A 24,671-nucleotide genomic window follows, 5' to 3' on the forward strand; every position below is an offset into this window, starting at 1 on the left:
GCGTGGCACCAACGAGCACTTCAACGGCCGCATCCGCAAATACCTGCCCAAACGAACCCGCCTCGACACCATCACCGACGACGAACTGGCCGACATCATCACCGAGATCAACAACCGGCCACGCAAAATCCTCGGCTGGCAGACCCCAGCCGAAGTGTTCAACCACCTATGCTCGACCCCAGCCACACCAACCGTTGCACTTCAGATTTGAATCCGGGGCCGCCCCGGCCTAAGATCGGTCGTATACGCTAGGGACCTGGCGTCATTACCCTCGGTCGACGGTGCCAGATCCGGCCGCACCCCTCCATAGGGCACATACGACGGCAACTCAACACCGGCCACCTGCACCGAACCCGCAGCGCCCTCATCCTGACCGCTGCCGACCGGCGCGTCGTCGACAAACCTGCGAACACCGAGCAGCCCTGCGCCAACTACGTCCGACGCTGTGGCTCCCTGTAGGCAACGCCGCCGACTCAACGACTGATCTCCTGCCATCATCGATGGCCAACATCCTTCGATATCACACGTCGAATTCAGCGTGGGCGATCTCGAATTCCTCGCGGATCTGATCTCCACCGCTTGCGCGCCAGTCCTCAATAGCCTTATCCCAGTCGTCCAGAGTGTTGCGTCCTTGGACGATGTCGTTGCGGAGTCCGTTGAGAGGCTGAAACAGACTGGACGCTTGACGGTCGTTGGTTTCTGAGTACAATCTCGCAGAGTCGTCCTGAACCCCGCCCGGGATAGCTTCGCTGTGGTGCTCGTGCATGGCCTTGCTGAACTCGGCGTGCCCTGGGTCAAAGAACACTTGAGGCGCACCGGCCAAAAACCGTACTGGAATCAGTTCGCCGTCTTGTTCGGTACGGACCGGAGCCTGCAAGTCCTCGTCCCACGTATAATGGACATTTTCATCACCATACTGGAGGTACAGATATTCTTCACTTCCGAAGGGCGCAGCTAGATAGTTCAGCAATTCTAATAGCTCACGCACGCGCTCTTGGGAATCTTGTTTGCGAATTGCGGTTATCCGATACGTCCCCGTCCCCAGCTCTGCCCTGGCTGGGCCACCACCGTCGGCCATTGGCGGGGTGAAGATGCCCATCCGCAAGCCGGGGATGTTTTCGTCGAGAATAGCCCGATAGCCGTTACCTCCTTGGTTGTGCAGCACAGTCGTGCCGCCCTTGAAAAACTCCAACAGGTTCACCGAGCCGAATGAGTCAGGATGAAAGACTCCCGCGTCCCATAGCCGGGCCGTGTATTCTAACGCAGCGCGATATTCCTCGGTCTCATACATGTGCACAAAAGCGCCGTCGTCATCGACGCCCCACTGCCACGGAGCATCGAACATAGCTCTCGCTACTCTGTTCAACACTTCGGCAGGAGCCGCACTAGCGTATCTATTGGCCGCCGCGTCAGTGACGTCGAGACAGAAGTCGAAGAACTCGTCCGCGTCACCAGGCTGCGGGTTCGCTCCCAACTCGTCGATCAGGTCCAGGCGAGTCAGCCAGGACACAGTCTTCACCGTGTTCTGTGGCGGCACCGCATAGATTTTACTGTTGAACACCGTCGCCTGCCAGCCCACTGTGGGCAGGTTGGCCAAGAACGGATAGTCCAGCACGCCGTCACCAGCCAGATACTCAGTCAGGTCCTCGAACTCTGCCTCCATGACATCTGGCAACCGAGCCACGCCGAATATCTGCACCAGGTCGGGCAGATCACCGCCGGCGATCACGGTGTTCAGCCGGGCACCGTAGTCCGCAACCGGTGTCATGTTCACTTGAAGGTCCACTCCGAGCCGTTCGTTCAACCCCTGCCACCAGGGGTTCTGCCCCACGTTCGGCGGCACCGGACCAACTGCCCCCAACATGGCCGTCACAACACCCCCACTGCCGGGCGGACCACCCGCGGCCGGCTCGGCCGGACGTGGGTATGAGAAGTACCCCTCCGGCACGCCCTCCGCGCTCCCTGGCAAGTCTGGCACCACCACCTCAGCACGCTGATACGTCGGCAGCTCCAACTCCCCGCCGCGCACACCACTACCGACATCACTGCCGCCATCGTCACTTGAGCTACTTTCACCAGTGCCATCACTGCCACATCCGGCGAAAGCCGACACCCCAACTGCCGACGCCCCCAGGGCCGCCGCGCCACGCACAAAACCACGCCGGCTAAACTGACTCCTGAAACCGGTACCAGGCATCTCGACACTCCATCTCCGTTGATCCATCTATCGCTCGCGACTTAGGAACCGACTCACAATTTGATGATCTTGGAAGTCCGCCAACGATGTCTAGTAGCGAACGTCTTAAGTCTTAAGTATTAAGCTAGCTACCTCCGCATTAGATTGTCAATAGCCCGAAGAGAACGGCCCGGTACCTGCCCGGCTCGCGCCGGTCTCTAACCTTTGACAGCGCCGATGACGACACCTTTGGCGAAGTGTTTCTGCAGGAGCGGATAGACGAGGCAGATCGGGATGAGGGAAACCACGAGGATGGCCATCTGCAGCGTTTGCTGTGGCGGGACCACATCCCCGGGTAGATCGACCCCAATGGCGGTGTTGTCCACCACATACGTCCGCAGCACCAGCTGCAAAGGCCATTTCTCGGTGGAGTTGATATATAACACTGCGTTGAAGAATGCGTTCCAATACGTCACCGCGTTGAACAACGCGATCACGGCCACCACGGCCTTCGACAACGGCAACACAATGCTCAAAAGGATCCGTAGCTCGCTAGCCCCATCGATCCTAGCGGCATCAATGATCTCCTGTGGGGTTTCCAGGAAGAACGCCCGCATGATGATGATCTGAAAGGCTGATGTTAGCGTCGGCAAGATGAGCGCCCAATAGGAGTCGATCAACCCCAACTGCCGGATCAACAGATAGTTGGGGATCATGCCCGCGTTGAACAACATAGTGAACAGGACGAGGAGCAGAATGGGTTTGCTGCCCCACGTCCCCGGACGGCTCAATGAATAGGCGAGCAACGCGACCACGGTGACGGACAGGCCAGAGCCCACCACGGTGATCCCAATCGATACCAGCGTCGCTCGGGTGACGACACCGCCGCGGAAGATCGCCTCGTAGGCGTGGAAGCTGGGGTTGTCCGGCCAGAGCACGTACCCGCCAGCCTGGTTGATCTGCGCCTGGTCCGCCAAGCTGGTCGAGATCACCGCGAGGAACGGGATGATCACCACGGCGCAGCACAAGAACAGGACAATGCCCTTGACGCCGCGCAGAGCCAGGCTGGGGGGGGTCGCGCCGTTGATCGCCTGCAGTCGCTGCTGCCGTGACACCCCTGGGAGGAGCTTTGCTGGGGGACCCTTCCTCCGCCTACCGTTGGTGGGTGGTTTGAGGGCGGTGTCAGGTCGTATGCCGGCCATCAGCGCGAGTCCTTTGCCGAGGAGTAGATGCCACGTTCACCAAACAAGTGCGCCACCTTGTTCGCGCCGAGGACGAGGATCGTCCCGACGAGACCCTTGACCAGGCCGACCGCGGCAGAAGTGCCCCAGTTCCCGCCGACGATTCCTCGGTTGTACACATACGTGTCCAACACTTCTGACGCTTGCAACCCCGCCGGGCCTTGTTGCAGAAAGATCTGTTCAAACCCGACCGTGAGCACGTCACCGAGTTTCAGGATGAGCAGCAGGATAATGACCGGGCGGATCGCGGGCAGGGTAACGTGCCAGAGCTGGCGCATCCGCCCCCCGCCGTCCACCGCGACAGACTCGAAAAGCTCCAGGTCGACGCGGGAGATCGCGGCCAGGAAGATGATCGTTCCCCACCCCGCGTCCTTCCAGATCACCTGCGACGTGATCAACGCGATGAACAGATCCGGGTCCCCAATGATGTTCATCTGAAAAAAGTCATGCTGCCGCGCCCACGTGTTGTACAGCCCGGCGTTCCCCAGCATGTGCTGGAACAACGCGACCACGATCACCCACGACATGAAGTGCGGCAAGTACAGAATCGACTGCACCGTGCGCTTGATTCGCTCGCTCAAAAGGCTGTTCATCAACAACGCCAGTGCGATCGGGATCGGGAAGACGAACGCGATCTGTACGAACGAAATGATCAACGTGTTCGACAGGGCGTTCACGAACGCCGGGTCACCATTGAAAAGGATGGCGAAATTCTCAAGCCCCACCCACGGCGACTCCATGATCCCCAGATACGGCTGGTAGTCCTTGAACGCGATCACATTACCCAGCAAGGGGACATACTGGAACAACAGCACCAGGATTATGCCCGGCAAGCCCAATAACAACAAGAACCGGTCCCGCTTAAACCGATCCCACCGCGATATCGGCCGCAACACCGGCCGCTCCTTGCCCTCGGAGTCTCGCCCTCCCCTAACTGTCGTTATATCTGTCACAGAAGCCGCCTTTTTCTAGCTCGAGGCCGTGATCTTACGTCACGGTTCATAAGGAATCACGGCCACACTCGGTGAAAGCCGACACCCCACCTGGCCGACGCCCACAAGGATCACCCAGCCACACAAAGATCATTTCGGCTGAGCTGACTCCTGAAAGCAGTACCGGCCATCTCGACACTCCACATCCGTTGATCTACCGCGGGCAAACTGGAAGAACCCACAAACCATGGGTGATCTTGGACGCTCACCGACGCTGCAGCTTGGCGGACGTCTTAAGTCTTAAGTGTTAAGCTAGCTTCCTTCACACCAGATTGTCAATACCCGAAAAGAAGCATGGCCCCAGCGCGTTCCCGCCTCGCGCTTGCGCCAGCCCTCATCTATTCGCCGTGGTCATGAAATGGCAAAAAGACACTCGAGGTGGCGAGTGTCCCTGAGCTGGGAGCATGACGGTGTCGGCTCCTTGTCCATGCAAGCTTAGAAGGAGCACTTTCCTGGGCAGTGCTTGCGGCCGGTTGGATGGCATCTAGTGATGGGGTAGCACATCGCGTTGCACGCCAGACCGCAGCGTTGCAGATACCGGCCGGCGAGGTCATGTCTGGCCGGCAGAGGCCAGGCGACATGTTTGAAGGCCACGGCTCGGCAGCCGCGGGTGAACGACCGCGGCCGGGTGTTGTCGAGTTCGCGTCGTGAGCGTCGTCGATGTCCCACGTCATCTCGAGGATCGCCAGCGCGGGGTGGGCTCAAGGAGGCGATCGGACCGGACATGTCGGCATGAGAAACCCTATGTCAAGCCGCTTCGTTTTGAGGGGTGAGGAAGCGTTGCAGGGCGCGGTGTTTGTCGGGGTCGTAGGTGAGGCCGTCTTGCCAGCGACTACGCGGGCTTTGCCGGATTGTCGGGTGGAGGGTGCGGCGCCGGCCAGGCAGGCCAGCGACTCGGGGGTGGGAAACTTCGCGCGGCAGTCGCCGATTTCGGCGAGCAGTCGGGCGGCGCGCACGCGCCCGGCGCGGGGCAGGGACGTGAAGATGTGCGCATCGGTGTGCGCGTCGAGTTGGTGGTCGATCTGGGTCGAGAGGATCTTGATCTGCTCGGTGAGGGTTTGGAGCACAGCCACCAGGGCTGCGGTGATGTGGGCTTGGGCGGTGGCGTGTTCGCCGGTGGCGCCGCATGGGGCGTCGAGAAGGCGTTGGTGCAGTACAGCGGGGTCGAGTCTGCCGGAGTAGCCCTGTTTGGACAGCCAGTCGCCGAGCCGCTTGGGGGTCAGCCAGTCGGCCTGGTCCTGGATGGTGAACCGGGTCAGGAACGCCAGGCTGATCGCCGAGTCGAGATCTCGGAACAGGCCGACCACGGCGGGCAGGACGTTACGCAGGTGCACGCGCAGTTGGTTCGCGGCCGCGACGCGGTGGGAGGCGAGGTCTTTTCGGGCACAGCAGGAACGGCGCAGCGCGATGGTGGCGTCGGAGTCGGGGACCAGGGGCCGCAGCCGGGCCCGGTCGGTGCGCAGCGTGTCGGCCAAGACGTAGGCGTCGAACCGGTCGTCCTTGTTGCCGGCCGAGCCGTACCGGCCGCGCAGGTTCTTGACCTGGTTCGGGCTGATCACCACCACGGTGAGACCTGCCTCGAGCAGGGTCTCGACGACCGGGCCATCGGGGCGCTCGATGGCGACCTCGACCACACCGTGTTTGCCCAGCGTATTGACGAGTTGCCGCAGGCCAGCGGTGGTGTGCTCGACGGTGTGCCGGTGGATCTCGCGGCCACGGCCGTCCACGATCGCGACCGCGTGGTCGTCGCGGGCCCAGTCGATCCCGCCGGTCACGTCGTTGAGCGCAACCACAGGCAGGAACAGGGGCGGTTCACTATTGCTGGTGTTGGTGGCAGACTCTGGCACTGCCAGCCTTGGCGCACAGCCCTATCGACGGTCCACAGACTCCGGGCGACCACCAAATCCCGCAGATCTCATACTGGACATCACCCGTGTCAAGCGAGCAGGGCAGTGACCTGGCGACACCCGGGGTGCATCGACGCCCCTATCGGAGAACGTCGACATCAGGAAGGTAGACCAGTGAGCCATGTGCCGGGAGCAGGAGAGATCGCCGCTACTGGCGACACCGGTCGAAGTGCAGAGGTGCTCCTGCGGTGAATGACGATTGGGCGCACGTGCTAGGCCCACGTCGCGCCCGCACGGCGAGGAACGGCGGGCGATGCGGGTCGCCCGATCGAGAAAGTCAGTGGGTTTCCGGCCGGATGCAACCCTGTTCCCGATGGTGTCTGGGATCAGATGAGTAGGTGGAGGCATGTGTCCTAGTTTGAGGCTGACACCATGATACATAGACCCAGCACATCTTAAGCCCTAGGCATTAAGATGTTGGTAGTTCACGAGTTGTAGCCTGAAGCCGAACAGACTTGGCGCGATCAGTCAGAAGGAGCATCGTGGCAGACGCCGATCCACCTGCCCTACGGAACAACCGCGATCCGCTTGGCGCTCAGTTGGCCCAGCTCATCCTGGTGTGGATACGCGAGGAAGGGCTACCTGACGGCGCTCCCCTACCGTCCGAGAAGGAGTTGGGCCAAAAGTATGGGGCCAGCATGCGCGTGGTCCGCGACGCGCTTCGGCTGCTGAGCCAGCAGGGCGTAATTCGCACCAGCCAGGGACGCCGGGCTGAAGTCAGTCAGCTGCGCCCAGTCGCCGTGGGCACCCATTTCCGACTCATGCTCGACGCGCACGAAGGTGCGCTACGAGACTTCGTGGAATTCCGCACCGTCCTGGAAGTGACAGCAGCCGGAATGGCCGCCGAGCGAGTTTCCGACGCTCAGCTCGAGGAGCTCTCAAAGATACTTGACAAGATCGAAAAGCTTGGCAACAACCGGGTGCCCGAGCGCGCCGAGCTTGACCTCGCCTTCCACGTCGGGATCGTCAACTGCACCAGCAACCACTTCTTGATCGCCACCATGGAAGCGCTCGCCGAAGTTCTAACGACCGAACGGCAACGTAATCTCGCCACCACCGAATCCATGGGAATGACCCACGATGAGAGCGACGCTGAGCACCGCGACCTGCTCGCCGCGCTCAGAGCGCACGATTCGGGACGAGCTGAGCAACTCATGCGCACCCACCTCGAACGGGTCCGACGCAACATACTCGCCTGGCTGTCCCGCCGCTAGGCCAGCTGACGATCGCTCACTACAACCAATCATCACTCTTCACCAGCTGCCCGTCGTTCACCACCAGCCGTCCCGCCTGCCAGACCTGGCGTACGCTCCCCAGGCTGTCAGAAGAGGCGTCCACCACTCCGTCGAGAACGACAAAGTCGGCCACCTTGCCTTCCTCGATGCTTCCGACACTGTCTTCCACACCAGGTGCCTCAGCGGCGCGAAGCGTCACCAGACTGATCGCCTCGCTGACCGCCAACCCGAGAGCCACCATGCCGCATCGGATGGACTGGCTGAGACCGTCGAAAGACGTCAATCGCACGCCCGCGTCACTCGCCACCACCAAACGTGCCCCAGCCGCCCGCATGCTCCTCGCCCAAGCAAAGTCCTCACGCAAGTCACCGGTATCCGAGCTGATGAGCGCAGCTTTCCTCAGCGCGGAGTCCGGCGCACAGTTCGGCAGAAGTCCCCGCTGGATTCCGGCCATCGTGAGAACGACGAACGGACCGCGCCGCACGATCTGCTCGACCACCCTGGCGTCGACGCTCAGCCGTCCGTCCGCAGACCGCCAGGTGCAGTGCTCTATAGTGTCCACTCCAGCACTCACCACGTGCCGGATCGCTTCCGTGCTGTGCGCATGAGCTGCCACCCGCAAGCCTTGCGTGTGCGCTAGCGCCACGAGCTCTCGCAGCTCAGCCTCGCCGAACTGCGGCGCCCACGGACTCGATTCCCTAGTCATATTGCCGCCGCTGGCCATGACCTTCACTAGATCCACCTTGTTAGCAAGTAGGCCCATGACAGCTGTGCGCATCTCTGTGAGCGAAGCGACGGCACCTCCACACCAGGACAGATGTCCGCCAGGCACAGTGATCGGCGGGCCGGCAGCCAGAACACGAGCTCCACGACGACGGCCGGCGGCGATGTCGTCCCGGACCCGCAGCGACACGAACTCCCGGTCCCCGCAGTCCCGCACTGTAGTGACCCCACCGCGCAGACATTCAAGAGCCCGGCTTGCTGCCTGCTCCACCAACTCGTCCCGCGTGGCATTCTCCACTGCCGCCCTCGTGGAAAGGTGATCCTTCCCATTTCCAAAGATCAAATGGACATGGGCGTCCACGAACCCCGGAACCAATGTCGCGCTGCTGAGATCAACCACGTCAACGCCGACGCCTCGACCATTCGCCCATGGCCGCACCTGGACAATTGGGCCATCGGCAATCTGCACCGCCATGTCTCGCGCCGGCGCGTCGCCGTGCCCGGTCAGAAGTGCACCGCAGTGAAGCCAACGCCCAGTCGACCCGCCTTTAGCACCGCTAGACACGATGGTAAAGCCGCTCGAAGTTCCCACGCAGCACCAACCGCTTGTCGTTCTCTCCATACTGACGAAGAACTGACAGCGTCGGTTCACGTGCGTCCTGGTACGAGGCTGCCTCGGTGCACAGCGGCCAGTCCGAGCCCCACACGACACGCTTAGCGCCAAACGCATCCAGCGCAGCGACGAGGAAAGGCGCGAGGTCGTCATACGGCGACCCCTGCTGGGAGAAGAACGGCGCGTTCGGCGTCTTCAACCAAACGTTCTCGTGCTTAGCCAACGCCAGCACCGCCGCAAAACCCGACCCACCTATCCCCTCGCGCAGGTCCGGTCGCCCGAGGTGGTCCAGCAAGTACACGATTCCTGGGTACGCAGCAGCCAGCATGCCGACGAGGGCGATGTTCTCTTTGCCCGCGTGCAGGGCAACGGGCAGACCCGCCTCAGCTACGGCCTCCCCATGCGGACCGCGCGTTGCCATCGAGCACATCACCCTGCTCGGCAAGGTCAATCCGAAAACCTCTCACATTGTCGTCGATCTGTTCTTTCAGCGTCCTGACACTTGACGAATCGGTGAGCCGAACACGTGAGATTGCTACCAAACGCTCGGGATGAGCGTGCGCTGCTTGAAGGGTGACAGAGTTATCCCAAGCCATCGACCGCGGCGTAATCACTGCCGCCATGTCAACGCCAGCCGCATCCATGGCCGCCAACAGGGAGACGGCCCGTCCGTCCTGCAACGAGCCGGCAAGAAGCTCAGGCCACGGTGGCGACTCCGACCACACGTGTACATGCGCGTCGTTCACCCGCACGAAACACCCTCCTAGATTCATAGGTCTTAGGTTTTAAGTTATCGCTACGGGTGTTGGAATGTCAATCAAGATCATGGCTAATCACGAGGCGCCCAGCGAAAGCCAACCGCCTGCGCAACATCGGCAGGTGCCGTTGCCCCGCAGCACGCGACTGTCGCAGGAGTGGTGCCCACATGGTCACCGCAGCCGAGCCCAGCCAGCTACAGCGTCCCTGGAGGAAGGCCGACTCGTTCACGTTGGCGCTGAAGACAAGTGGCAGGCCACTCCGCTACCGAACTGGAACCTCAGCCGCAAACAACTACCCATGTTGTGCGAGTCGCACCCTATCCGCTCAGCCGACCCTCTTGGTGAATAGAGTCTTGAATAGGAACCAGCATCTGCAGCCTCTTCTCACCTTTCACTGTGCAGTGGACGGAGCGAATATCGTTCGCAGCCACCAGTTGCGGGACCCGCATGCAGTCGTGTCGCCTCTGCGCTCAGCAACGCCGCTTTTCCGGAAGCACCAGATGACCACCGCGTGGTAGCGGCGAGCCGAGCCTTAGCCCGCCTGACAATCGCCTCCGGCGAGAAATGACCACATCGACAAGGTTCTGGTTCGTAGAATTCGAGCTGCCTGCCGAACTTAACGCCGCGGAGTGGCTAACCAGCGGCGATATGCCAAATGTCGAACGTCGCCGGCTTCGCACCAATCTTCTGGCTCGATGACGTCATCGAGCCACCGAAACGTCCCCCGCCGGCAAGTGGTCGCGCATCTTCTCCTTGCCAGGCTAAGGCTGTTCACTAAGGAGAGCGTCTCGGCGCGGCGCCCCAGAGATTTCGGTCGTGTCGCAGGCTATTGCAGTATCAGACGAGTTCGCCGCCGGCTCGAGCCTCACGCTAGAGGCTCTGGCAGGCCAAATCAACATCAGCCCTCGCAACTGGCTCACCGCCTCCGGTCACCCCCGGCTTCCCCCGAACCAATCCCTTCCGAGATTTGGATGGCGCAGGTGCATCGCCAACTTCACGACTCACTGAGCGAGACACTTGAGGCTGATAAGTCTTAGGTTTTAAGTTGCCGTGATTAGTGTTAAGGTGTCAACAAGATGATGACCACTGACCCAAAAACGTCCTGGGAGTTGGCGGTAGGCATCGTCGGCCCAGGTGCCATCGCCCGCCACCACGTTGCCGCTATCCGAGCCGCGCCGGCAGCCTCAGGGCTGCCACCATGATCGGGCATGTCAGCAGCTGTGGCGCCACCGGCAGCTGCAATAGGCAAGACTCCCGTTGTCCAGTCCATCCAGCAACCACTCCCTAGCAATGAGAAACCGGTTCCACGCATACTACTACAACGTTTCGCGCAGCCGAGCTGCAATCCGCCGTCGGCGTCGTCGCCGCATCGGCCACGATGCCCAGTAGCCTTACTCAATCGGTCCGACGACATGCGGGGAGGTCGGCTGCCCTTGAAGGTCATCCTTCGTGGCGTGTGGAGAATGGGCCATGGCGGTCCGTGGAGCCTCCCGCCTGAACGCGTCCACGATCTGCGGCTCATTGTCGTCCAGGCAGGTCGTGGCGTCTGGACTGTAGACCGGCAGCCGTTCCTGGTTGAAGCGAACTCGTTGCTATGCTTCCGGCGCGGCCAGGTTCGTCACGCATCGATGGTCGCCGGAGAGTCCTTACGCTACATAGCCGTGAGGTTTGAGGCGCGCGACTCCCACGAACACCAGCCGGCTTGGCTGACACTTCCGACCGTGCTCACCCTCACCCCTGGACTTCGCGACCACACTGTCAGCTCTATCGAGGACATGGAACGAGAGTTGGAGGAGCGCGGTCCACATTTCGGTGACGCGGTAAACCTGCTGGCCCAGCAGTTGTTCCTGAGAGTGCATCGCGCATACCTCAACGGCGTCGCCGCGGTGGGAGTCAACCCGCCGGCCAGCCATTCCTCGGTACATCATGCCGACATGATCGACGACCTCATCCACTACGTCAGCCGCAACCTCACCGAGGACCTGAGCGTTGCCAAACTTGCCCAACGGTACGCCGTATCAGAATCGCATCTGCGGCGCGTAGTCCGCGAGTGGACCGGGCTGGCCCCACGAGACTATGTCGTTCAGGCTCGTCTGCGCCGAGCCAAAGAGCTTCTGGAGGCGCGGTACAAAGTAGGAGAAGCCGCAGCTGCTGTCGGCTATCAGGATGCTTTCTACTTTAGTCGGCTGTTTCACAAGCATGTTGGCCATTCACCCACGGATTTTCTCCGTGCTCGCACCACGCGCCGGTTCCCCGAAACATCAGAAAAGGCGCCTGTGCCGGGTAGTAGATAAGTCGGACTGCCCCTACCGCGCTGCGAAATAATGCGTCATTGCAACAATCGACTCAACCACGTGAGCATAACCCGCGGCGTCAGGGTGCAGCGCCTCGTGCAACATGTGTATGTCTTCTGAACCGAGCGCATCGGGCCCTTTGAGCAGGTGTACACGCGCATCACTGTGTGCGCGGAGCGACCGGTCGGCTTCAGCCGCCTGTTCGCGCATGTGCGACAGCTTCATACCGGTACGACCGACGGTCTCCTCGCGGTCGAGCGCGTCGACCGCTAGATCGGCGTGACGGCCACCATAGGCGTCTGCGGGTTGCTGAGCCAGACGCACCACCGGGGGACCCGCCCGAGACCCGACACGACGTCTCGGACCATTCTCGCCAGCATCGGCTACACATAGCGCCAACCGCCGAAGTCCAGACATGCCAGGTCCGCCCCCATCTCGCGAGCGACCAACGCCGACTAGTAATGAGCGCGGTAAGCGCCAGACTGGCACTCGGGTTGGACCTGCCATACGTGATCAGCCCGGGACGTCGACGGGTCGGCTTTATTCACACCCGAGCATCGCCATTCAACAGAAGAATCGATGGCGAAAGTCACCAAATTGCGCGAGCCATCGCGTACCCATGTGCTCACACGATCAATTCGCCAGGGCACCATCCTTAGTTTAGAGGGTCATCCCGCCGTCAACTACGATCGTCTGGCCGGTGATGTACTCACCCGCCGGTGAACACATCAGGAGCGCTGCACCGACGCAGTCGGTTGGCTCGCCGATGCGGCCGACGGGGATGTGGTCAACGAGTTGCGTAGCGTAATGGTGATCCGCCAAAGCCTCGCGGTTGCGGTCGGTGTTGATCACGCCTGGTGCAAGTGAGTTGACGGCAACACCATGGGATGCGAGTTGTCGCGCAAGATTGCGAATCAGATTGTCCTGTGCCGATTTTGTTGCAGCGTAGACGGCCATCTCCGGGTGCGGGCGGATCTGCTGCACACTTCCAATGGCCAAGATCCTGCCCCACCGCCGCTCACACATCGCCGGCGCCAGTGCCTGAACAAGTTCTAGCGACGACTGGACGTTGACTCGCCATTGCCTTTCCGCGTCGTCAGCAGTGATGCAGTACCACGGTTGGCGTATCTGTAGGGAGGCACTGAGAACGAGAATGTCCACATGTCGTCGAATACGCGCTACAGCGTGGCCCAGGCTGCGGCCGCCACCCGGACGGCTCAAATCCTCGTGGATGACGGCCACAGATGCGTCAGAAGCTTCCTCCCCTGGAAGCCCATGCGCGATGACGTCGGCGCCGTATGCCGCCAAGCTATCGTGGATAGCCCGACCGATGCTCTTGGTGGATCCTGTTACCAATGCGGTGCGACCATCGAGGCGAAACACGTCCACGCTAGACTCCGCCGACGATCGGATACCAGTCTGGCCGTCGAGGATCAGCGTGGAATCGAGCGTAATAGTCGCCATGCTCGTCAAAGTATTTCTCGTACTTGTCCATCTTCTCCGGATCCAGCTCCACTCCAAGCCCCGGACCTGACGGAAAATCAAGGGACCCGCTGCGGTACTGCATAAGCCCACCAACGATGATGTCGTCGGTCAGGTAATGGTAGTGAGCGTCCCCGGAAAACGTCATTTCGGGTATGGTAGATGCTGTGTGCAGCATGGCCGCGAGTTCGACTCCGAACTCGCCCCCGCTGTGCATGGCGACACCGAGATTGAAGGTCCGGCAGACAGCGGCCAGTTCTTTGACCCCTCGCGGACCCTCCCAATAGTGCAGGTCGGTCAGGATGATGTCCACCGATCGCAACCGGATCGCAGGTGCGAGGTCGTCGAACCGTGCGGGGAACATATTCGTCGCCACTGGGATGCGTACGCGCTCGCGCACCGCGGCATTACCGTTCAGCCCCCATGCGGGGTCCTCGAGGTACTCCGGTCTTACCGCCTCCAGACGCTGCCCTATCCGAACGGCAGTGGGCACGGACCACACTCCGTTGGGATCGATGCGCAGCCCGAAAGCTGGCCCAAGCCGCTCGCGGCACAACTCCAGAACTCGGGCTTCCTCATCCGGCTCAAGTACGCCGGCCTTTAGCTTCATCGCCCGCACGCCGAGAGTCTGATGCAGTTCTTCACACCATTCAGCCAGGTCCTCCGCACACCGATCATCCCCGCCCGACGGACGGTCGTATCGCCAGATACAGATAGGCGATCATCGGAATCTTGGTTCGCACGCTGCCGCCCAGCAGGTCACTCATCGGGCGTCCCAGTACCTTGCCTTGAATGTCAAGACACGCCATCTCGACTGCGGCGTATAGACGCGCATTGGAAAGATAGTAAATACTGCGCAACAGCTTTAGCTTAACCGTCTCGAGACGAAAGGGATCGAGACCGATCAGCCGAGGCTTGAGCTTCGCCAACGCCGCGCGCTGGTCACCACCACCAACCTCCCCCAAACCCGTGATCCCCTCATCGGTGACGACTTCAACGATCGTGCGCACAAAGTAGCCGGGATGCACGCCCGTGTTGTGCCGTAGCTGTGCGGTTGTGGGAATCGCCACGGTGCGCGCACGAAGATCAACGATCTTCACAGTGCTTCCCCCACCTTTACGAAAAGCGGCCCGTCATCGCCAGGTCGTAACGTAAACGAGCCGTGCTCTGTGGAACCGTCTGGCAGGCGAACCTCAATCTCGTAGGTGCCGAAGAATCCACGAAACCGCGCCTGGCCGCCTCGAATCTCCGCCGTGACATCCGTGGACCACCTCTGCAAAATCAGGTCCGTCAACACGTCGTACGCTGGCTTTGGAGAAAGATCCCGACGCACCAGACCGCCGACATCGCAGAAACTGTGGCGATCAGTAAGATCCCACCAGATCATCGCGTCCATCTCCGGTCGAGAGAACATATACGTATAAAGCGACTCCACATCGCATGCCTGTCGTTCCTCGGCAGCAGATTGATCGGGACCGTCGGTCTTGAAAGTGATCTCAGTCAGGTGGATGGGCAAGCCGAACTCCCCGAGGGCATCCAGCCCCTCGGCAATGTTGTGCACCAACTCAGCATTCAGCCGGCCGAAATGTCCCTGAACACCGAGCACATCGATTTCTGTCCCCAGCTCAAGTGCTCGCTGTAGCAATTCGATCGAGTGGCGCCTGTGCTCCGGACTGAACGCCTCCCTCGGGCAGAGATTCAGAGTCAACCGACCTCGGGGGTTTGCCGCACGCGCGGACGCGAACGCCCGCCTCACCGCTTCCAGCGGAGTCCCAGGCGGCGTGCACCGCAGCGGCTCATTAATGCAGTCCCATAGGTCAACGACGTCACCGAACCGCCTCAAGAGCGTACTAATCCGCCGTTCCGACCACCGCCAGTAGGAATCGTGATCCATCTCTAACAACTCGCGGGGAACCATCCTCCGGTTCTGGAAGACCAATGGATGGCCCTTGACCGCCAGGCCACGCGCGCGCGCCCAACCGATCATGGATGACACACGATGCAGTCGCATCGCGTTCAAGTCCGGCGAGATAGCGGACTCGTAAAACGGAACAACCGCAAGGTTAAATGGCCGTGCGAACAACTCCGCATAGCGCAAATCATCCGAGTCACGCAGTCCGTCATACTCAGCCCCATGGAGCCGGACTCGCCTATTGATCGCCGCATCCGCGACCAATCGCTCTACTTCATCAAGTTGCGCATCGACGGACTCTTGGCCACCCACGCCCACCGTCGCCGCGACATCGGACCGGCCGACAGCGTCAGGCTGACGTAAGCGAGCCATCTTGCCCAGGCCAAAAGCGTTACCACCGAACGAAAACGCGTGCCCGGTCTGCACGAACCTTACTTGGCCATTATCTAATACACCCACCGGAGTAGCGACCTGAAGGACACACTCTCGAGTCCGGTTGGCTTGGATCCCCACGTCCATCGACTCGAAATCTGAGAAACTAACCGCATCTGTGGCTTCGGCAGCAGCCATTCATTCTCCTCCTTCATCCTCCGCGCACGCGTGCCCGCGCGCCGCTCTCGAACCGTCGCGCATGGAACGACCAACGGCCATGGATCAGAAAGCAGAGACATGGACATATCGCTCAAACATGTTCAGTACCTTTATGGTAGGTTTAAAGCTCGATCGGATGGCGCAAGATTCGCGCCCCACGCCCAGCCTGAATCGGAGAAGCAGCAGAGTTGCCTTCACACGAGATACGGCGAGAGACACTAGGCCAACAAGTGAGTCGCGCGCTCCTGACATCGATCACCGATCAGGGCCTCCGTCCGGGCGACGAGCTCGCCTCAGAGGGCAGCCTCGCCACCGAGTTCGGTGTCAGCAAGCCGGTATTGCGCGAGGCCGTCCGGTCGCTCGAAGCCGTCGGCGTGGTCGTGACTTCCAACGGCCGCCCACCGACCGTCGGCTCGGTCACCTCCAAGCCACTGCGCGACTACTTTCAATGGGTCGCCTACGCGCAGGACAGCGCGGAGATCGAATTGCTCGAAGTTCGCCAAGCTCTGGAGACGCAGTGCGCAATACTCGCTGCCGATCGGGCTACCGACGACGAGCTCACCCAACTCAGCCAGATCATTCACCGAATGAGTGAGTGCTCCAACGATCCCGACACGTTCATTAAGATCGACACAGATTTCCACCTCGCGATCGCACATGCCTCACACAACACCCTACTGAGCCATCTCCTTACAGCGATACAAGAACCGATACAGGAGATAATTCGACGGGGTCTAATACGTAAATGGCCGCATGACCACCAACGGATTTACCAGGTCCATGCAGACATCGCGGCTGCTCTAGAAGCTCGGGACTCCGAAGCCGCATATATTGCAATGGCAAGACACTTCACGAGTGCAATTGGCCGGACCAAGAATGTTCCGAAAAAACTCCGAATGGAACCCAAGAAAAATCGACGCTGAGGCCTACCGGTACGGCGACATGAAGGTCGAGAAACTAGTCGAGCGCTAACGGAGCCTCTACACAGGCGCCGCGTACGACATAATGGAAGAGATGGGCTACCCGAACCAGGCCCTCGCGAACGACATCAAGCCGATACGCGACGATATGATCCTCGCAGGACCCGCATTTACCATAAAGGGAATAGGTGACTACAACGACGACACTGACATGCGGGCCAATCGCATCAACCTTTTTAGCAATATGAAGCAATTCGGGGTTCCCCTCATTTACGTCCGTGAGAGCGGCGGTGACAAGATCGTCGCCCACTACGGTGAAATGACCGCTGCGCTTGGCCGCGCTTGCGGCGTGGTGGGTGCCCTTATAGACGGCGGGACCCGCGACACCGGGTTCCTCCTCAAGCAAGACTTCCCAGTCTTCAGCGAATACCGATCGCCTGTCGAAGCATTCGGCCGCTGGAGCTACTACCAATGGCAAATCCCAGTCGCGCTACGCGGCGCACTGACAAAGGTCGTCATGGTACGCCCCGGCGACTTCGTTTTCGGTGATCTCGATGGCGTCGTCATCATCCCCCGAGAGATCGTCGTCGACGTTCTGCAACGCACGGAGACACTCGTCAACGACGAGAACACCGATCGCAGCGACTACGAAAGCGGCATCGACCCCACGGAGGTGTACCGCCGCCGCGGCCGACTGTAGCGGGGCAGATCACAGGAATCCGACTCATGTAGAACCCCAGGTCAAACCCACGCGTGAAACAACGCTCCTCATGCGTACCGTGTCGACATTTCCGGCGGTGACCGTGGCGTCACGGACATCGTGGATTCACAGCCCAATTCGGCAGAAGCCGGAGCCCCGACCAGCCACGGTGGCCGGCCTCGCTGGGTCGATCCGTGCGGGTGGGGCGGTGCGGGACCGAGACCAGCCAGGGATCCGGAAGGCGTCTCCGGCGGGCAGGCTGTCAGATGGGCTCAGCGCCGGTCGGCGACATGAAGGTAGGACAGGTCGACATCGAACAATTGCTCGCATAACCGTATCAATATCGATCACCGTCGACCCACCTGATGGCTTACATTTCGGCTATTCGTGCTGTTGGCGGCGAGCGCCTGGCGGGCGTGCTGTTGGCGCCCTGCATCGGGTGGAGAGGACTGGAACTGCGTAACGGGTGCAAGTCTTCCTCGGCTCGCGTGACCGGCGGTGCCTTATCGCCGTCGGGGTCGCTGGACGGTCAAGTTCGGCGAGCTCTTTCTCGACGTCGGCGAGGCGTTCTTTGGCCTCGTTGAGTTCTGCGGCACGATCGAATAGGTGTTCCGAGAAGTGTGGCGATCTGCTCGGCGTGGGCGCGTTGTTCCCGCCAGGTTTTGGTTCGCTCGTAAAGGGCGGTTCTCGATCCGGTTGAGGTAGCCTTCGAGTCGTCTGCGCACCCGTAGCCGGGGTTCGCGCCGCCGATCTCGTCGGCCCGGACGGCACGTGGACGCATCAGGGATGCCGTCCACGCTGACGGTCACCTTCACGGAGCGACCTTTCGCTTCGATGCGGATGTCGAATCCGCCCAGTGCACCGATGTCGTCGGTGGTCGCGTCGGACCGTTGTGCGTGTTGGATATGGGCGATGACGTGGAACAAGGCGCGGCCGGCGTCCGGGCGGGTGGTGTAGGCGCGTCCCTTGATGGTCATCGCAAATTGGTCACCGTCGGTGGGTTGACGTCTAGTGAGCGCGGTCCGAAGTGCGGCGATGGCTGTGGCGGCGGATTCGATGGCCGGTTGGGCTTGACGGGCGGCGAAACGGTTTCTCGGTTAGATGAACGCCTAGCACGAGCGGATGCTCGGCAGCAGCAAGCGTAACCGCGTGCCCAATCGCCCGGAGGCTTCGCGGCTTCCATAGTGGAGGCTCGGCCATCACCTTCCGTAGGCGCCAGGCGACCACAACGAGCTTGCGTCAGCGTCGGTACCAATGCTTGCCGGACACGGAAACGACGAATACTCTTCCAGGATCATGAAGGGTGTTCACCCTTCGGGTTTGTCTGCCTGGCAGCCGACATCGAAAGGTGAACACCCCCAAGGCGAAGTACCGATAGGACTCGCCGATCAACCGTCACATCAGGCCGTACCCACCCCTGCATGAGGCCGCACCGCTGTGGACGGCACCGCTACGTCAAAGCGCAACACCACGATCGACCAAGTCAGTCGGGTCCGCCGGGTTCGTCGGCTCTGACGGCACATCGACCGTGCGTCTCACCTCGACGGAATCGAGGTAACTGACCCCCTGACCGACATCAGCGAACTCGACAGTGAGCTCCGTGTGCTCACCGCTGCTGAATGTCTCGGTGATCAGTACCCACCCGCCGTCGGCGCCCACGGTGTGCGGCCCGGTCAGGGGGGTTCCGTTGGCACCACGCACGACGTAGCTGATCGTGCCGCCGGGAGATCTCACCCAGAAACTCATCGTGTAGGCGGTATCGGACGCCGCCCTTACCGTCTGCGCCAGCGTCGTGCCGCTATCGGAGCCATCGACCTTTGTTGACGCAGAGCCGGTGAACTTGTCGTCCTTCGATAGCTCAAGAGCCTCCCCGACGACCCAATTCGTCGTGGCTTTTGCGTCGAATTCGCCGTTGTTCACCAAGTTCGGGTACAACGGGGCATCCGTCATGCGCTGAACGCTGAAGTCGTCGAACAGGTACGTTCCCTCGCCGTTGAAGCCGACGTAGAGCGTCAACGCGGTGCGGGTTCCAGCATTGAGGCGAACGGTGTACTCGGTCCACTCGCTGTTTGCCGGAATTGTCCGCTCACCGACGACCGCGCCATCGGCGAGGATGCGCACGAGCGAGCGATTCTCGGTCGACTTCGCCCAGAAGGTCACCCGGTAGTCGTGGTACGGCTCGACGGCGAACGACTGCGACGTGCCGCTATCGGCGCTGGCGAGTTCGGCCAGCGTGGGGTTCGTGACGACGCGATCGAGCGCTTCGATGGCGGGTTCGGCCCCTGCGCGCTTGTTGCTGGTCGTGAGGAGGTCGGATCCGATGCGACCGTCGGCGTATCGCTTGCCGAGTGGGCTGGGGTCAAGTATGCCGTGCCCGCAGTGGCACTTCTTCGTGAAGCTGAACAGCCAGGACGCGTAGCGTGCGAGGTCGGCGGTGACGAGCTTTGCGAGCCAGTCGGCCATGAACTTGCCAGCGATCTCCTCCATGACGGTGTAGTTGCCTTTCAGGGCACCGGCGATGTCGCGGGCGATGTGCGCCTGAGCGGCAATGATGAGGATAGTCTCGGCGGTGGGAAGCGAGAGAGCCCGGAGGGCCGCAGTGGTGACGCCGTTGGGAGCGCCGGAGACGTTGGTGAAGGTGACGCCGGTCGGGTAGTTGGGGCTGTTGAGATGCAGCTCGTGGTCGGGCTCGAGGCCATCGCGGACCTTGAGCAGCCACTCGCCGAGGACTTCGTTGTGCCCGACCCAGCGGCGGGGCTTGACTTCGATGGCGCCGTGCTCGGGGAAGTCGGTGAGGACGTCGGCCCAGGCGGGGAGTGGGTCGGTGAACCCAAAGATGGCCTGGAGGGGGTCGCCGAGGATGCCGATGTTGGGGATGGCGTCCTTGATCTTGAGGACCAGGGAGTGATGGTACTCGTTGCAATCCTGATACTCGTCGACGAGGACGTGGGTGTAGGAGGCGGCGAGGATGGCCTTGATGTGCGCTGCGGCTGTGACCTTCGCGGCGGCCTGGATGTACTTTTGGGAGTCCTCGGGGACCATGACCTTCGGGACGAACATGTTGCCGAGGACGGGGTAGGCGCGGGCGAGGCGGAACGCGAAACTGGTGATGGTGGAGACGTGGACGCCCTTGGTGACGCCGAACCGCTTCAGGCGGGCGCTGATGGCGTAGACACCGGCGTTGGTGTGGGTGAGAACGAGGACCGTCCGGCCGTCGGTGACGATGTGCTTCGCGGTGGCCGCGAGCAGGTGGGTCTTGCCTGCCCCTGCGGGCATGACGACTGATGCCGGGAGCGCGGATACGAACCCGGCGGCGTCGGCCTTGAGCTCGTCGGACAGGTGCTCAGGCATCCCCAGGACCTTCCCGAGGGTCGGCAGGCTGCCTTCCAGCCGAAGGTGCAATCGGAGGAGTGACCGGCTCGCCGTCGAGCGCAGATCCCTGAATGTCGCACGCGTCCGTGGTGTCGTCCGCAGGCTCTTCCGCGGCCGGCGATTCGGGGCGGGCGTAGATGGCGGCCTTGAGGTCGTCAATCTTGGTCTTCACGTCTCCGGTCTGGAGGGCGGCAGTGTCGAGGATGAACCGGCCGAGTCGACGGCCTTTGTCGACCCTCTTGAACCAGCCCTTCATCTTCGCGGTCATGCCGACCACTGTGCGGGCCTTGGCCAGGTCGACGCCGGCCGCGCCCCAGGTGGCGACATCGAGCGGGTCGGCGCCCTTCGCGGTGTGCGGCGCACCGTTCGCCCCCAAGTTGTCGGCGAAGGATTGCTTTGCAGCAGCCTCGTCGTCTGCGACCTCGAGGCCAGCCTGAATGAAGGCGTTGAGGCCGGCCTCATCCAGTTGAGCGCAGACTGCGGTCTCGATGCTATGGCCGCCGGTCCACTGGATGACTGTGCCGCCAAGCGCCTCGACTTCTCGGACCATGTCGTTTGCGGCCCGGTCGTCGCTGTCGATGAACAGGACGACGTCGTAACCCACGCCACGGAACTGCTTGGCCTGCCCAGCGGACCCGGTGCCTCCGTTCCCTTCGATGGCCACAACGCCGAGAGCTGCACTGGGCACCAGCTGTGGATTGGTTCCGTGGTCCCAATCGTCGAGGTGCTCCAGGACCACGCCGTACTCGGTCTTGCCCTCGTTGATCACGACACACCTGGCCAGGAACGCCTCCGGGCACGACTTCAGCAGCGGTCGCAGACTCGCCGGGTGGTCCAGCGGCTTGAGCTCGGTTACGCCACCCGCCGACCGGACCATCACGAGCTCGTCCGGCTCGAGGTGAAGGAGTGCGGTCGGCGAGTGCGTGGTAACGAACACCTGTGAAAAGGTGCCTTCCTTTCGGAGGTGCCGGAGCAGGTGAACGAGACGGTGAGGCTCGAGCCCGTACTCGACCTCGTCGACCAGCAGGGCGGTGGTGCCCTCGTTCGCGAGCTGCTGGGTCGCAGCCCCGGTGAGGCGCCGGGTGCCAAGGCCGAAGTTGGTCAGCGGAACATCACCCTCGAAGAGCGCAAGGTTGCCCTGGGTGTTGGTCAGGGACACGTCGAGTCCGGGCTTGAGGTCGGAGAAATCGGTTGTCCCGATGGACTGCACCTGCTTCTGCACGTCCTTGGCGAGGGCCTTCAGCTCGTCGGTCACTGCCTCCGCAGCCGCGTCCCTCGCTGCCCGGCTGGCCTTGGTGAGCGTCGCTCGCGTATCTTCGCGGTTCGAGGTCAGCTTGCCCAGCGACGACGTCCGGGACCAGCGCAGGTGCGCATCAACCCGGTCGTCGATGCGGTACGCCGTCATCTGAGCGCGGTGACGCGCCCGGATCGGGTGCGGCTCCTCCTCGCCCATCCCGTTCACAGGTGGCCGGTACGACTGCCACACCGGCTCCAGGTCGCCCTCGACTAGGAACTCGACGACGACACACCGTTGGGAGTCATCGGTCGGGTCGTGCGACAACTCGCCTTTGTCGTCGATGCCGGCCAGGAATCCGCCGAACGCGTCCATCGCGATGAGCTCATCCGGTAAGTCGTCAATCGCGACCCGGATCCGGATCGGCTCGTCGACCCTGGCCCCGTGGAAGTCGGTGTCGAGCACGTTCAAACCGGCACGGTCGTGGAGCGCCCGCTCGATCGCGGAAAGCACGGTCGTCTTCGTGGAGTCCCCGGGGCCGATGAGCACAAAGAATCGTCGGTCAGCCGGAAGCCGCCACGAGGCTGACTTGATGCCTCGGAAGTTCTCGATATCGATGCGGCGGATTCTCATCGCGTCCTCGCTCGTCGTTGTTGGACTACGAGTGGACCACAGAGCGCGGACTATTCAGCGTGACATGTCGCGCGTGTGCCCGTTGGTGCAGTTGAGCGCAGGGTGCTTGGAGCGGTGCAGCGTGTGCGGGACAAGAAATGCTATCCGGGATCTCGGAATCGCGGTGCGTCATTCTGGGCTACTAGAGACTTCCGGTGGGGCCGGTGTCTGGCCAGACTCGGTCCAGGTGCCCGGCGGGACGCTCTCTGATTCTCTCGAGAACGTCTGCTGCCAACATGTCACGGTGTGATGCCATAGTCGGCGAACCAGTTCTCTGGGTCGATTGCGGCACCTTGGGCGTCTCGGATTGTCAGGTGCAGGTGGGGTCCGGTGGAGAGCCCTTCGTTGCCGACGGTGCCGATCTGTTGTCCGGCGGTCACGGTGTCACCGGCTGTGACAGCGGCAGAGGCCATGTGGCCATAGGCGCTGGAGAACCCGTTACCGTGGTCAAGCTCTACGAGGTGTGGCCCGGCCCATGGCTGGAACCCGACGAACGTTACCTCGCCGGCTGCGACCGCCATCACTGGTGTCCCGGCCGGTGCCGCGAAGTCGAGGCCGTCGTGCAGCTTCCATTCGCCGGTGATGGGGTGTTTCCGGTAACCGTAGCGGTCGGTGATCCGGTAGACGCCGTCCTCGATTGGCAACGACGCTTCGCATTCTGGGTCCTCCCCGGTGAGCTGGGCTACCCATGTGCGTGCGTGGTCCTCCCATACGGCGTAGCGGTGTGGGAAGGCGCTGCGTTGAACGGCCTGCGCCGCGTCGCCGATCGGCATGCGTTCCCAGCCGGGTATGTCGAGCAGTCCGGGTGGTTCGCTTGCCGCTCCCCGTGAGTTGGGCCCGGCTGAGCCGCCGAAGAATGCCGCCGCCGTATATCGGGGATCGAGCAGCTGGGTTGGTGTGCCCCAGCCGGCTGAATGAGCGGTGCCGGCCGCGCCGTGTGCGCACTCCGCAAGATCTCCGTCACAAGGTCATAGGCGTGCGCGTTCTGCACCCGGTGAGCAGGGTTCAGCCCGTAGTACCACGACTCGAACGTGTCATGGTCAGCCACTTCTGGCAGGCTCAGGTCACCGAGCACTGGGTTAACGAGCCGGTCCAGGAGATCCTGGTAATGCTCACGTGTTCGCGGCTTCAAGGGCAGTCCGCGTCGAGTGCGCTTGTTCGCCAGCCACATCTCGGCGTACGGGCGGAAGGTAGTCCCGCTGCTGACCTTGGGCGCCTTCACCGGAGCCTTCCACCGTCCAGCTTCGATCTCTTTTCGCACCCACGTCAGATGGTCCCCTGCCTTCTTCGCGGTAGAGAACGTCAACGGCCCATGATCGATGCCGTGGTTCTCCTCGGCGTAGGTGATACGAGCCGAATGCCACGCCCCGGAGAGCTTCCACCGAGCCTGATACCGCCCCGACGGGAGTTTGCGGACATTCCCGAAATCATTGCGCCGTTCCGACATGAGGCGCACACCCTTTCCCGAACTCCCCGCAGCGGTGGCACAACCCAATCCGTGCCACCGTCGTGCCACTAAGAGAGTACATAGGAGGCAGCATCTGTCAACGCTAGTCACACGCCAGACTCGCCCACATTACCTGGTCAAGATGCTATTGGCGAGGTAAACATCTTATCCAGAAAGATGCTACGAACCTGGTTCGAGTCCAGGTGCGGGAGCAAGAAGCCCCCACCTGCGCAGATAAATGCGCCAGTGGGGGCTCTCGTCATATGTGGCTCTTCGGATCTCAGTGGGCTGCGGGGTCGTTGTTGATCATGTGCGAGTTGCACCCCCGGTAGGGGGAGTTCCCTGCACATGATCAAGGTCGCATCTCCTTGGTGCGCTGAACGCTCGCCGGAACCACGCATC

Annotated in this window: 21 protein-coding genes and 1 pseudogene; 6 read left to right on the top strand and 16 right to left on the bottom strand. The window is 61.9% G+C overall.

The features are described from left to right. Positions 1 to 211, top strand: a 211-nt coding sequence (locus tag G8760_RS22830) for an IS30 family transposase (RefSeq protein ID WP_166355153.1), incomplete at its 5' end; no start/stop codon positions are given. Between the two features lie 309 nt (positions 212 to 520). Here the strand turns inward: G8760_RS22830 and G8760_RS22835 are convergent. The 4 genes and pseudogenes from G8760_RS22835 to G8760_RS22850 form a co-directional block, all read right to left on the bottom strand. Continuing rightward, entirely contained in the window at positions 521 to 2,197 is a 1,677-nt protein-coding gene (locus G8760_RS22835) for an extracellular solute-binding protein (RefSeq protein WP_166355154.1), read from the bottom strand. A gap of 197 nt (positions 2,198 to 2,394) precedes the next feature. Continuing rightward, positions 2,395 to 3,291 carry a carbohydrate ABC transporter permease gene (locus G8760_RS22840; RefSeq protein WP_207782629.1) on the bottom strand — a complete coding sequence of 299 codons (897 nt, stop codon included), beginning with the start codon at positions 3,289 to 3,291 and terminating at the stop codon, positions 2,395 to 2,397. 86 nt (positions 3,292 to 3,377) lie between these two features. After that, complete coding sequence (locus G8760_RS22845) at positions 3,378 to 4,313, bottom strand: ABC transporter permease (RefSeq protein WP_211198999.1); 936 nt, start codon at positions 4,311 to 4,313, stop codon at positions 3,378 to 3,380. Between the two features lie 911 nt (positions 4,314 to 5,224). Then, positions 5,225 to 6,214: pseudogene (locus G8760_RS22850) on the bottom strand (IS110 family RNA-guided transposase); the annotation flags it as partial. Positions 6,215 to 6,798: 584 nt separating this feature from the next. Here G8760_RS22850 and G8760_RS22855 point away from each other — a divergent pair. After that, positions 6,799 to 7,530, top strand: a complete 732-nt coding sequence (locus G8760_RS22855) for a FadR/GntR family transcriptional regulator (protein ID WP_166355156.1) — start codon at positions 6,799 to 6,801, stop codon at positions 7,528 to 7,530. 19 nt (positions 7,531 to 7,549) lie between these two features. Here G8760_RS22855 and G8760_RS22860 read toward each other — a convergent pair whose 3' ends face one another. Genes G8760_RS22860 through G8760_RS22870 form a run of 3 tightly spaced genes read right to left on the bottom strand, consistent with a single transcriptional unit; the run spans position 7,550 to position 9,639 of the window. Further along, a complete protein-coding gene (locus tag G8760_RS22860; protein WP_343074450.1) occupies positions 7,550 to 8,896 on the bottom strand; it encodes an amidohydrolase family protein in 1,347 nt (448 codons plus the stop codon). Then, positions 8,832 to 9,308, bottom strand: coding sequence for an amidohydrolase family protein (locus G8760_RS22865; protein WP_166355158.1), 477 nt, complete (start codon positions 9,306 to 9,308; stop codon positions 8,832 to 8,834). Before G8760_RS22865 ends, G8760_RS22860 begins: the two co-directional genes overlap by 65 nt. Then, positions 9,271 to 9,639 carry a hypothetical protein gene (locus tag G8760_RS22870; protein WP_166355159.1) on the bottom strand — a complete coding sequence of 123 codons (369 nt, stop codon included), beginning with the start codon at positions 9,637 to 9,639 and terminating at the stop codon, positions 9,271 to 9,273. Before G8760_RS22870 ends, G8760_RS22865 begins: the two co-directional genes overlap by 38 nt. Before the next feature lie 1,085 nt (positions 9,640 to 10,724). On the opposite strand from G8760_RS22870, the gene G8760_RS30635 reads away from it, so the two are divergent. Together G8760_RS30635 and G8760_RS22875 are read left to right on the top strand one after the other, a co-directional pair. Beyond that, a complete protein-coding gene (locus G8760_RS30635; protein WP_281355175.1) occupies positions 10,725 to 10,847 on the top strand; it encodes a hypothetical protein in 123 nt (40 codons plus the stop codon). Positions 10,848 to 11,306: 459 nt separating this feature from the next. Continuing rightward, the gene (locus G8760_RS22875) at positions 11,307 to 11,939 is read left to right on the top strand and encodes a helix-turn-helix domain-containing protein (RefSeq protein WP_166355160.1); all 633 of its coding nucleotides are present in this window, start codon (positions 11,307 to 11,309) and stop codon (positions 11,937 to 11,939) included. A 12-nt stretch (positions 11,940 to 11,951) separates the two neighbouring features. On the opposite strand, the gene G8760_RS22880 is transcribed toward G8760_RS22875, so the two are convergent. The 5 genes from G8760_RS22880 to G8760_RS22895 all read right to left on the bottom strand — a co-directional run bounded on the left by G8760_RS22880 (position 11,952) and on the right by G8760_RS22895 (position 15,903). Beyond that, entirely contained in the window at positions 11,952 to 12,266 is a 315-nt protein-coding gene (locus G8760_RS22880) for a hypothetical protein (protein WP_166355161.1), read from the bottom strand. Between the two features lie 333 nt (positions 12,267 to 12,599). Continuing rightward, complete coding sequence (locus G8760_RS22885) at positions 12,600 to 13,403, bottom strand: SDR family NAD(P)-dependent oxidoreductase (RefSeq protein ID WP_207782631.1); 804 nt, start codon at positions 13,401 to 13,403, stop codon at positions 12,600 to 12,602. Next, positions 13,330 to 14,031 (bottom strand): enolase C-terminal domain-like protein, encoded by a 702-nt coding sequence (locus tag G8760_RS29980; protein WP_246222662.1) that lies wholly within the window; start codon positions 14,029 to 14,031, stop codon positions 13,330 to 13,332. Before G8760_RS29980 ends, G8760_RS22885 begins: the two co-directional genes overlap by 74 nt. 64 nt (positions 14,032 to 14,095) lie before the next feature. Further along, entirely contained in the window at positions 14,096 to 14,521 is a 426-nt protein-coding gene (locus tag G8760_RS29985) for an enolase-like domain-containing protein (protein WP_207782633.1), read from the bottom strand. Beyond that, entirely contained in the window at positions 14,518 to 15,903 is a 1,386-nt protein-coding gene (locus G8760_RS22895; RefSeq protein WP_166355162.1) for an endo-1,4-beta-xylanase, read from the bottom strand. Before G8760_RS22895 ends, G8760_RS29985 begins: the two co-directional genes overlap by 4 nt. Before the next feature lie 251 nt (positions 15,904 to 16,154). Between G8760_RS22895 and G8760_RS22900 the strand changes: the two genes are divergently transcribed. Both G8760_RS22900 and G8760_RS22905 read left to right on the top strand, forming a co-directional pair. Next, a complete protein-coding gene (locus G8760_RS22900) occupies positions 16,155 to 16,847 on the top strand; it encodes a FadR/GntR family transcriptional regulator (protein ID WP_166355163.1) in 693 nt (230 codons plus the stop codon). 82 nt (positions 16,848 to 16,929) lie between these two features. After that, complete coding sequence (locus tag G8760_RS22905) at positions 16,930 to 17,544, top strand: RraA family protein (RefSeq protein WP_281355176.1); 615 nt, start codon at positions 16,930 to 16,932, stop codon at positions 17,542 to 17,544. Between the two features lie 1,455 nt (positions 17,545 to 18,999). On the opposite strand, the gene G8760_RS22910 is transcribed toward G8760_RS22905, so the two are convergent. The 4 genes from G8760_RS22910 to G8760_RS31280 all read right to left on the bottom strand — a co-directional run bounded on the left by G8760_RS22910 (position 19,000) and on the right by G8760_RS31280 (position 24,269). Beyond that, positions 19,000 to 20,895: a UvrD-helicase domain-containing protein gene (locus G8760_RS22910; RefSeq protein WP_166355165.1), complete on the bottom strand. Its 1,896-nt coding sequence runs from the start codon at positions 20,893 to 20,895 to the stop codon at positions 19,000 to 19,002. Beyond that, on the bottom strand, positions 20,888 to 22,783 hold the full coding sequence (locus tag G8760_RS22915) for an ATP-dependent nuclease (protein ID WP_166355166.1): 1,896 nt from the start codon (positions 22,781 to 22,783) through the stop codon (positions 20,888 to 20,890). The genes G8760_RS22910 and G8760_RS22915 overlap by 8 nt, the downstream gene beginning before the upstream one ends. A 278-nt stretch (positions 22,784 to 23,061) precedes the next feature. Further along, entirely contained in the window at positions 23,062 to 23,595 is a 534-nt protein-coding gene (locus G8760_RS22920; protein WP_166355167.1) for a M23 family metallopeptidase, read from the bottom strand. Continuing rightward, on the bottom strand, positions 23,505 to 24,269 hold the full coding sequence (locus tag G8760_RS31280; protein WP_484549617.1) for a hypothetical protein: 765 nt from the start codon (positions 24,267 to 24,269) through the stop codon (positions 23,505 to 23,507). Before G8760_RS31280 ends, G8760_RS22920 begins: the two co-directional genes overlap by 91 nt. Between the last annotated feature and the right edge of the window lie 402 nt (positions 24,270 to 24,671).

Source organism: Phytoactinopolyspora limicola (genome assembly GCF_011320225.1).
GTDB lineage: Bacteria > Actinomycetota > Actinomycetes > Jiangellales > Jiangellaceae > Phytoactinopolyspora > Phytoactinopolyspora limicola.

Coding starts and splice junctions, on each gene's coding strand:
- G8760_RS22835 (WP_166355154.1), bottom strand. CDS start 2,197: ATGCCTGGTACCGGTTTCAGGAGTCAGTTTAGCCGGCGTGGTTTTGTG.
- G8760_RS22860 (WP_343074450.1), bottom strand. CDS start 8,896: ATGGAGAGAACGACAAGCGGTTGGTGCTGCGTGGGAACTTCGAGCGGC.
- G8760_RS22865 (WP_166355158.1), bottom strand. CDS start 9,308: ATGGCAACGCGCGGTCCGCATGGGGAGGCCGTAGCTGAGGCGGGTCTG.
- G8760_RS30635 (WP_281355175.1), top strand. CDS start 10,725: ATGACCACTGACCCAAAAACGTCCTGGGAGTTGGCGGTAGGCATCGTC.
- G8760_RS22885 (WP_207782631.1), bottom strand. CDS start 13,403: ATGGCGACTATTACGCTCGATTCCACGCTGATCCTCGACGGCCAGACT.
- G8760_RS29980 (WP_246222662.1), bottom strand. CDS start 14,031: ATGAAGCTAAAGGCCGGCGTACTTGAGCCGGATGAGGAAGCCCGAGTT.
- G8760_RS22895 (WP_166355162.1), bottom strand. CDS start 15,903: ATGGCTGCTGCCGAAGCCACAGATGCGGTTAGTTTCTCAGATTTCGAG.
- G8760_RS22905 (WP_281355176.1), top strand. CDS start 16,930: ATGGAAGAGATGGGCTACCCGAACCAGGCCCTCGCGAACGACATCAAG.
- G8760_RS22910 (WP_166355165.1), bottom strand. CDS start 20,895: ATGCCTGAGCACCTGTCCGACGAGCTCAAGGCCGACGCCGCCGGGTTC.
- G8760_RS22915 (WP_166355166.1), bottom strand. CDS start 22,783: ATGAGAATCCGCCGCATCGATATCGAGAACTTCCGAGGCATCAAGTCA.
- G8760_RS22920 (WP_166355167.1), bottom strand. CDS start 23,595: ATGCCGATCGGCGACGCGGCGCAGGCCGTTCAACGCAGCGCCTTCCCA.
- G8760_RS31280 (WP_484549617.1), bottom strand. CDS start 24,269: ATGTCGGAACGGCGCAATGATTTCGGGAATGTCCGCAAACTCCCGTCG.